Here is an 8,165-nt window from a genome sequence, read left to right on the forward strand (position 1 = left end):
ATACGCAACTTGGAGCCAGCACAATATGCGTAGCATAAACCGTTTTACTTTTTCATCAACCACTCGTGATCAGGGTCATTATGGAATTTCCAGGTCCGGGTTGGTCCAGCCATCACGTTCAGATAGTAGACTTCATACCCCGGAGGAGCACCTACCGGATGATATCCGTCCGGAACAAGCACCACTTCACCGTTCTTCACTGCAAGTGTCTCATCCACAGAACGATCATCCGTGTATATCCGCTGAATGGCAAACCCCTGTTCAGGCTGTACACGGAAATAATACGTTTCTTCCAACAAAGATTCATCGGGAAGTGCGTCCCGATCATGCTTATGTGGCGGGTAACTAGACCAATGCCCATCGGGTGTGAATACCTCAACAACGAGCAAACTGTCCGCTTCTTTTTGTTCCGGCAAAATGTTATGAATCTGGCGTTCCAGATTGCCATACCCTCTTGCCTCTACCCCTACATCTTCGGGTGCAATGAGACGAGCCGGGTACGTGCCTTTTCCGGGCGCAACACATATAGCGATTTCCAATTCGGTACGTGCTGTGATCTGCACTTGATCGGAAGTTGAGACGTAGACCGAATACGGAGGGATTTTCTCGAAAACACTCATTCTTTTCCCGATATTCTCCCATGTGTTCTCCCGAGTATTTACATTAGCGAAGCCACTGAGAAGCACCACACAGAGTTCCTGATCACCGCTCTCACGGGTTAGCGTCTCCCCCTCCGCCAGCTTCGCTACCTGAAAGCCAACATACTCCCATCCAGCCGATTCCGGTGTTACGTTTATAAGCGTACCGTCTCCCTCCGGGTTGGACACGGGTTTCACAATACGTTCTGACATCTTGTCATCCACTCCTTTCTGTAGTCGTCCACAACAACCTGACACTTATAAAAACAAAAGCTTTAACTATTAGGAAAAGTGACTGTAATCATCCACCTATGGCATTGCCGTCTGCGATTCCAATGATACCCCAGGAACTTCACTCAGCTTCACAGGTCTTCCTTGCTCCATGGACATTTTCGCTGCCAGCGCAATTCGTTCTGCCTGTACTGCATCGTGACCATCTACGATAACGGGTGTGTCGTGGATGATCGCATCGATAAAGAGGGCTGTCTCCTGCACATACGCTTCATTGTAGCGTTCCAGGAAAAAGTGCAACGGTTTGTCGCGCATCAGTCCAGTTGCTGTACTAATCTCAGCCGTATTGGGATGATCGTTCGCCGCTGTGGCGCTGCCCTTCGAGCCGAATACTTCGACACGCTGATCATACCCATATACAGCCTGACGGCTGTTATCAATAACACCAATCGCTCCATTAGCAAAGGTCATCGTAACAATTGCCGTATCCACATCGCCATGTTCTGCAAAGACCGGATTGATCAGCACATTTCCCTGAGCGTACACTTCTTCCACTTCACTCCCGGACAGATACCGAGCCATGTCAAAGTCGTGGATCATCATGTCCATGAAGATCCCGCCAGACACCCGGATGTACTCCGCAGGCGGCGGACTCGGGTCGCGAGAAGTAATTTTGATAATATGCGGATCACCAATCGTACCATCCTGCACATGTGCCCGTACCCGTCTGAAGTTGTGATCGAAGCGACGGTTAAATCCGATTTGCAGCTTGACGCCAGCCTTCTGAACCGCCGCCACAGCCGCTTGAGTTTGTGCTAGATCCATACTGACCGGTTTCTCACAGAAGATGTGTTTGCCCGCCTGGGCGGCCTGTTCGATCAGAGGTACATGTGTATCTGTTGAAGAACAGATCAGCACAGCATCTACATTAGGCATCGAGATCAACTGGCTGCTGTCTGTCGTTACAACCGGGATGCCGCGTCTGGAGGCCCAAGCCTCCAATTCAGGACCTGCGAACAAGTCACTGATTCCCACAATCTCGGCATGCGGGTTCCGCAGGAGATTGTCTGCATGAATTTTGCCGATCCGTCCAGCACCGATGATGCCAATTCTCACTTTGTCCTTGCCCATTCCGTTATCCTCCCTATGTGCGTCCATGTGGGCTGGGCGTTCCCCTTAGCCCGAGTTATGCTCTGGTTGTTACCAGCGTGCCGTTACCATCTTCTTGCGAGTGTAGAACTCAACACCATCCGTGCCATTGGCATGCAGATCACCGTAGAAGGACTTCTTCCAGCCGGAAAACGGGAAGAATGCCATTGGCGCAGGTACGCCCAGGTTAATCCCCAACATGCCCGCATCAATTGTTTCACGGAATTGACGCATACTCGCCCCACTGCGGGTGAACAGACACGCACCATTACCAAAGTCGGAACGGTTCGCAAGCTCCACAGCTTCTTCTAGCGTAGACACTCTTGCCACTGAGAGTACGGGAGCAAAGATCTCATCCTGCCAGATTTTCATATTACTCTGCACTTGGTCGAATACTGTCGGCCCTACAAAATAACCGGATTCCCCTGTCGCTTGATCCTTACGTCCATCCCGGATCAAAGCCGCGCCTTCCTGCTCTCCGGCTTCAATGTAACGGAGTGTACGCTCCTTATGTGGTCCACGGATTACGGGACCGAGGAACACGCCATCATCCATACCGTTACCAATGGTAATGCGGTCTGCTGCTTCCACCAGCTTTTGTACGAGTGTGTCAGCTACATCGCCCACAGCTACAACAACCGAACAGGCCATGCAACGTTCTCCTGCTGAACCAAAAGCTGCACTCGTAATCTCTTTCACCGTCAGATCCAGATCGGCGTCCGGCATAACGATCGAGTGGTTTTTGGCACCCGCGAGTGCCTGTACCCGTTTGCCATGCTTGGATGCAGTGGTGTAGACATATTCAGCCACAGGCTGTGAGCCGACAAAAGAGATCGCTTGAACATCCTTATGTTCTAGCAGACCGTTCACGACATCATGCGCACCGTGAACGATGTTGAGCACGCCGTCCGGAAGCCCTGCTTCCTTGAACAGCTCTGCCAAGCGGCCTGCCAGCAGCGGTGTACGCTCGGACGGCTTCAGAACAAAGGTGTTACCACACGCAATAGCCAGCGGGAACATCCAGCAAGGGACCATCATCGGGAAGTTGAACGGGGTAATACCCCCAATTACGCCGATTGGGTACCGGTACATACCCGACTCCAGTCCTGTCGCGATGTCCGGCAGTTGTTTGCCCATCATCAGATTCGGGGCACCTGCCGCGAATTCGACGCATTCAATGCCACGCAATACTTCACCGTACGCTTCGGCGTAGCTTTTACCGTTCTCCAGCGTCACCAAACGAGCTAGCTCTTCCCAATGCTCCACTAGCAGCTGCTGGTAGCGGAACAGAATACGTGCACGGCGTGGAACCGGTGTGCTGCTCCAAGACTTGAATGCTTCCCGTGCCGTCTGTACGGCCAGATCCACGTCCGCTTGTTCAGACAGTGGCACGTGTGCAATAACCTCTTCTGTAGCCGGATTCACAACCGGCTCCGTACGAGTTGCCGATGGGGTTACCCAGGCACCTCCGATCCAATTTTGTACCATTGTCGCTGTTGCAGACGCTTCAGAAATCCCTTTTCCCATAGCCCTATCTCCCTTCGCTTATGTGTGATCGCTTATGTTCAACATGTTCATTGTTATAGATCTGTATGAGTACGTTGTTCAAAGTATTGCAACGTGCTTCAGGACACAGTAATCTCGCCCCGATTGCAACGTTCGATGTAATCATTCACCTGTTCCACCGTTGGCATCGCATCCGAACAGCTGTGGCTCGAAATGACGATACTTGCAGCGCCACTACCGTACGCCATACTGCGCTCAATCGTCCAGCCCTGCATCAATCCATACAGGAACCCTGCCGCATAGGAATCGCCTGCACCGAACGTCTTGACCACTTTTGCCGGGTAGCTGTCAGCACGGTGAGAAAGCCCTTCACGCGTATAAGCAATGGACCCTTCCTTGCCGTGTTTGATTACAACGATGTTGGCTGAGAAATCAAACCATTTCTGTGCAGTTACCTGATCGCTATGATCCGGATTGTGGTCGAATGTCTCCATCATGTCGAACTCTTCACGTGTGCCCAGAATGATATCGCATTTCTCGGCTGCGAGGTTGTAATAGACCGCTGTCTCTTCATCTGATGTCCATGTGTATGGGCGATAATCCAGATCAAACACAATAACTGTGCCATGCTTTTTCGCATACGTTAGTGCCTGTAATACGGCTTCACGGGATGGACTCTGCGCGAGAGCCGTGCCTGAGATTAGCAGTACTTTGGAGTCGGCAATTAATTGCTCTTGTACCTCTTGCGCCTGTAATAACAGATCAGCTACATTGTCCCGGTACATCAGGATACTGCAATCGGTTGGGCTCTTGATTTCGGTAAAAGCAAGCCCTGTCACCGCCCCGGTGTCATCTGTCACCACATTCGATGTGTCGATGCCGTTCTTCTCCAAATAACTCTGGATGAATCTGCCCATCTGGTCACCCGCGATTTTGCCGATAAAAGCTGTCTCCATACCCAGTCTGGACATGCCAATCGTAATATTGGCCGGAGAGCCACCCACATATTTCGTGAACGTCATCGTCTCTTCCATCGGGCGATTGATCTCATTGGCATTCAAGTCGATACACAGACGGCCAATCGCGGTGAAATCCTTCTTCCTTGATTCTGGAAAGGATACATAGGTCATTGCATGTGAGCCCCTTTCTGTGTTGAGATTTAACATGGTTTATATGGATATCTAGACTCGTTACTCATTCCATCGTGAGGACTCGCAAACGGCTAGAGTAGGTCAGTTTTATTTTCCAATCCTAATTGCAATGCTGAACGAATCAGCTGTGTTGGTATAACGACTCCATATAGTTCAAAGATCGCTTCGCATACTCATACGGGTTATGAATTGCAGGGTCCTGTTCTCCCTCAAGCATCGCCCAACCATCGTACCCTCGTGTAATCAGTTCCTGAAGAATGGGAGCAAAATCAATGCATCCATCTCCTGGTACAGTGAATACTCCTCTACGAATACAGCCGACAAAATCAGACTGCTCCGCGCGTGCTTCATCCAGCACATGTGGGCGGATATCTTTCAGATGGATATAAGCGATCCGGTCATAATGTTTACGCAGCAGTTCAAGCGGATCTGCTCCGCCATAGTAGGCATGACCTGTATCATAGAGCAGATACACGAGAGAGGGATCGGTCAGCTCCATTAGTCGGTCGATCTCATCCGGTTGTTCTACCACCGTGCCTCCATGATGATGGTATGTGAGCTTCAACCCGTGTTCCCGGGCAATGGCTCCTGCTTCATTCAATCCTTCAGCGAGGATATGCCATTCGGATTCGCTGAGTCTGAGCACTTCTTTTTCATTCGGTGTCCGTCTTGGATCAAAATGAAGTGACCCGCCTACCTCCGCCGTACTGATCACCTTACTGCCCATGGATTGTAGAAATTCCGCATGTCTGCGATAACTGTCCAACTCCGACTGACGATACGCCGGATCGGAGAACAGTACCGATTTCCACTGGGAGACCAGATTGATATTCCTCTTACTCAGTTCTTCACGCAGTATGGCGGGATCGGTTGGATACTTACGTCCCATCTCAGTACCCGTCAGCCCAAGACGCTGAATGTCATCCAGAATCTGTGCACACGTTGTCGCATCGCCATGCTCCTTCACATCTTCACCGACCCAATTGATCGGATGAATCCCAAGCTGGAATGGCAGCTTGCTCATTGCTCCACGTCTCCTTTGTCGTTCAACATTGTGGTTCAATCGGAATGTAGTACTCATATTTTCAATATATAGATAAATACGTCCACTGATCTTATATCGTGGGGGAGTTCAGATAAGGCTACATTTTAGAAGGGAAACTCTATTAAATTGGATTAAATAAGTCTTGCTTTAGCACGGTTGGCTTGCATGCTGTGATGTGCATGAACTACCTTTTCCTCGGCAGATACTTCTGGCACACCTACATTCCACCACGACTCGTATCCACCTGCGTTGGTTCCAGGCACGACCGGGATCTCAATCAACGTACTCACCGTTTCGTTCTTCGCATCTCGGATTGCTTGTTCCAGCTGTTCTGCCGTTTCCGCTCTATAGGATTTGGCTCCCATGCTTCGGGCGTGAGCTGCGAAGTCCATTGGCATGTAGTCCCCGGTCAATCGTCCGCTTTCTGACTCCCGATAACGGAACTCATTGCCGAACCCGTCACTTCCATGTTCCCGCTGCAAATTATGAATACACTGGAATCCATTGTTGTTGAATAATAGGACAGTCATCTTCTTCTGTTCCTGCAAACTGGTCACAAACTCCGAATGCAGCATCAGATAACTGCCATCTCCTACCATGGCGTACACTTCACGATCCGGCTCGGCAAGTGCTGCTCCGAACGCTCCGCTTACCTCGTACCCCATACAGGAGAACCCATACTCCATGTGGTATGTCTTTGGTTCAGACGCACGCCACAGACGATGCAGATCACCTGGCAGACTGCCTGCCGCACACACGATGACGGAAGATGGATCAATGGTCCGGTTAACCACGCCAACTGCTGTAGTCTGTGCCAGCCCTGCTTCATGTTTAGCTGCATACAGTCGATCTACTTCTGCATTCCACTCCGCACGGAGATCAGCGACTTCAGATGCACCATAGGCACTGCGGTATTGTCTTTGCTGCAATTCCTTTTGTAAAGCTTGTAGCCCTTCGCGTGCATCTGCAAGAATTGCCTCACCACCAAGCTTGGCAGCATCCATGCCGTTCAGGTTGATGTTAATGAATGACACTTCCGGATGCTGAAAAGCAGAGCGGGACGCCGTCGTAAAATCCGAGAACCGTGTACCGACGCCGATCACCACATCCGCTTCACTCGCCAGCCTATTGGCTGCCAGAGAGCCGGTAACCCCGATGGCCCCCACATTCAGTCGGTGGTCCCAAGAGACTGCACTCTTGCCCGCCTGCGTCTCGGCGATCGGAATGCCAAATGCCTCGGCGAACTCCACGAGCTGGGCTGATGCCTCAGAGTACAACACACCGCCACCTGCAACGAGTAGCGGCTTTCTGCCTCGGGCAATCTGCTGCGTTGCCCGTTCAATGGCTGCCTGTACCGGGGGGCGACGGTCCAGATAGTGTACTTTGCGGGCGAAGAACGATTCAGGATAATCGTACGCCTCTGCCTGCACATCCTGCGGCAGTGCTAGCGTAACAGCTCCCGTCTCTGCCGGGTCGGTAAGCACACGCATGGCCTGTGTAGCAGCAATCATCAACTGTTCAGGACGAACGATGCGATCCCAGTATTTACTGACGGCTTTGAATGGATCAGTGGCTGAGATTGTATAATCACTGCTCACTTCCAACTGCTGCAGTACCGGGTCCGGTTCCCGTGTAGCAAAGTTATCTCCAGGAAGCAATAAAACCGGAATCCGGTTCACCGTTGCGGTAGCCGCTGCTGTAATCATATTTAAAGCACCAGGACCAATGGATGTTGTACATGCATAGATCTGTCTGCGGTTCTTCTGTTTGGCATAGGCCGCTGCCGTATGCACCATACCTTGTTCGTTCTTCCCTTGCATATACGTCAGGCTTCCCGAACTCCGCTCCAACGCTTCTCCAATGCCAGTTACGTTGCCATGTCCAAAGATGCCGATGATCCCTTTCACAAACTTGGTTTCCACCCCGTCAACCGAGATATATTGCTGATCCAGGTATCGAAGCAAGGCCTGAGCCATCGTTAATCGAATTGTTGCCATGAATTGATCGCCTTCCTTTCCTTTACGGGTTAAGCGCTTAATCTAAGTTAAGTTTAAGCGCCTTACCCCTAAAGGTTAAGCGCTTAATTGATATGGTATTACAGGCTGATGATTTACGCAAGCTATTTTTGTAAGCGTTTTATAAAAATGTGATAAAGAAGCGGAAATTCATTGTTGTAAAATGTATTAGATCTGCTTCATTGGAGAGCTCTCCACAATTACTAAGAGAGATGAGAGGGGAGTCTAACGTGAGAATGGGATAAATGCTGGTACATGCTAGTGGGACCATATAATCTGTGATCTTCGCATACTACAATCGCTATATACCTATGAATGCAAAAAAAGAAAGAGACGGTGAGTACCATCTCTTTCTTTCACAATATTATAAGCGGGTGATGGGAATCGAACCCACGCTATTAGCTTGGAAGGCTAAAGTTCTACCATTGAA

6 protein-coding genes are annotated in these 8,165 nt (G+C 50.4%); all 6 read right to left on the minus strand.

Annotated features, from left to right (window positions below; genetic code table 11):
- Positions 1–44: 44 nt before the first annotated feature.
- Entirely contained in the window at positions 45–851 is an 807-nt protein-coding gene (gene iolB, locus FS628_RS30055) for a 5-deoxy-glucuronate isomerase (protein ID WP_145326640.1), read from the minus strand.
- 96 nt (positions 852–947) lie between these two features.
- Entirely contained in the window at positions 948–2,000 is a 1,053-nt protein-coding gene (gene iolG, locus FS628_RS30060; RefSeq protein ID WP_145326641.1) for an inositol 2-dehydrogenase, read from the minus strand.
- A 69-nt stretch (positions 2,001–2,069) separates the two neighbouring features.
- Positions 2,070–3,545, minus strand: a complete 1,476-nt coding sequence (locus FS628_RS30065; protein ID WP_313958637.1) for a CoA-acylating methylmalonate-semialdehyde dehydrogenase — start codon at positions 3,543–3,545, stop codon at positions 2,070–2,072.
- A gap of 98 nt (positions 3,546–3,643) precedes the next feature.
- Positions 3,644–4,654 carry a 5-dehydro-2-deoxygluconokinase gene (gene iolC / locus FS628_RS30070; protein ID WP_145326642.1) on the minus strand — a complete coding sequence of 337 codons (1,011 nt, stop codon included), beginning with the start codon at positions 4,652–4,654 and terminating at the stop codon, positions 3,644–3,646.
- Between the two features lie 142 nt (positions 4,655–4,796).
- Positions 4,797–5,699, minus strand: a complete 903-nt coding sequence (gene iolE / locus FS628_RS30075; RefSeq protein WP_145326643.1) for a myo-inosose-2 dehydratase — start codon at positions 5,697–5,699, stop codon at positions 4,797–4,799.
- A gap of 152 nt (positions 5,700–5,851) precedes the next feature.
- The gene (gene iolD, locus FS628_RS30080; protein WP_145326644.1) at positions 5,852–7,717 is read right to left on the minus strand and encodes a 3D-(3,5/4)-trihydroxycyclohexane-1,2-dione acylhydrolase (decyclizing); all 1,866 of its coding nucleotides are present in this window, start codon (positions 7,715–7,717) and stop codon (positions 5,852–5,854) included.
- Between the last annotated feature and the right edge of the window lie 448 nt (positions 7,718–8,165).

The organism is Paenibacillus xylanexedens, from assembly GCF_007676705.1.
Lineage (GTDB): Bacteria > Bacillota > Bacilli > Paenibacillales > Paenibacillaceae > Paenibacillus > Paenibacillus xylanexedens_C.

Excerpts from the sequence above, each read along its gene's own strand:
- FS628_RS30065 (WP_313958637.1), bottom strand. The coding sequence starts at position 3,545 with ATGGGAAAAGGGATTTCTGAAGCGTCTGCAACAGCGACAATGGTACAA.
- iolG (WP_145326641.1), bottom strand. The coding sequence starts at position 2,000 with ATGGGCAAGGACAAAGTGAGAATTGGCATCATCGGTGCTGGACGGATC.
- iolB (WP_145326640.1), bottom strand. The coding sequence starts at position 851 with ATGTCAGAACGTATTGTGAAACCCGTGTCCAACCCGGAGGGAGACGGT.
- iolC (WP_145326642.1), bottom strand. The coding sequence starts at position 4,654 with ATGACCTATGTATCCTTTCCAGAATCAAGGAAGAAGGATTTCACCGCG.
- iolE (WP_145326643.1), bottom strand. The coding sequence starts at position 5,699 with ATGAGCAAGCTGCCATTCCAGCTTGGGATTCATCCGATCAATTGGGTC.
- iolD (WP_145326644.1), bottom strand. The coding sequence starts at position 7,717 with ATGGCAACAATTCGATTAACGATGGCTCAGGCCTTGCTTCGATACCTG.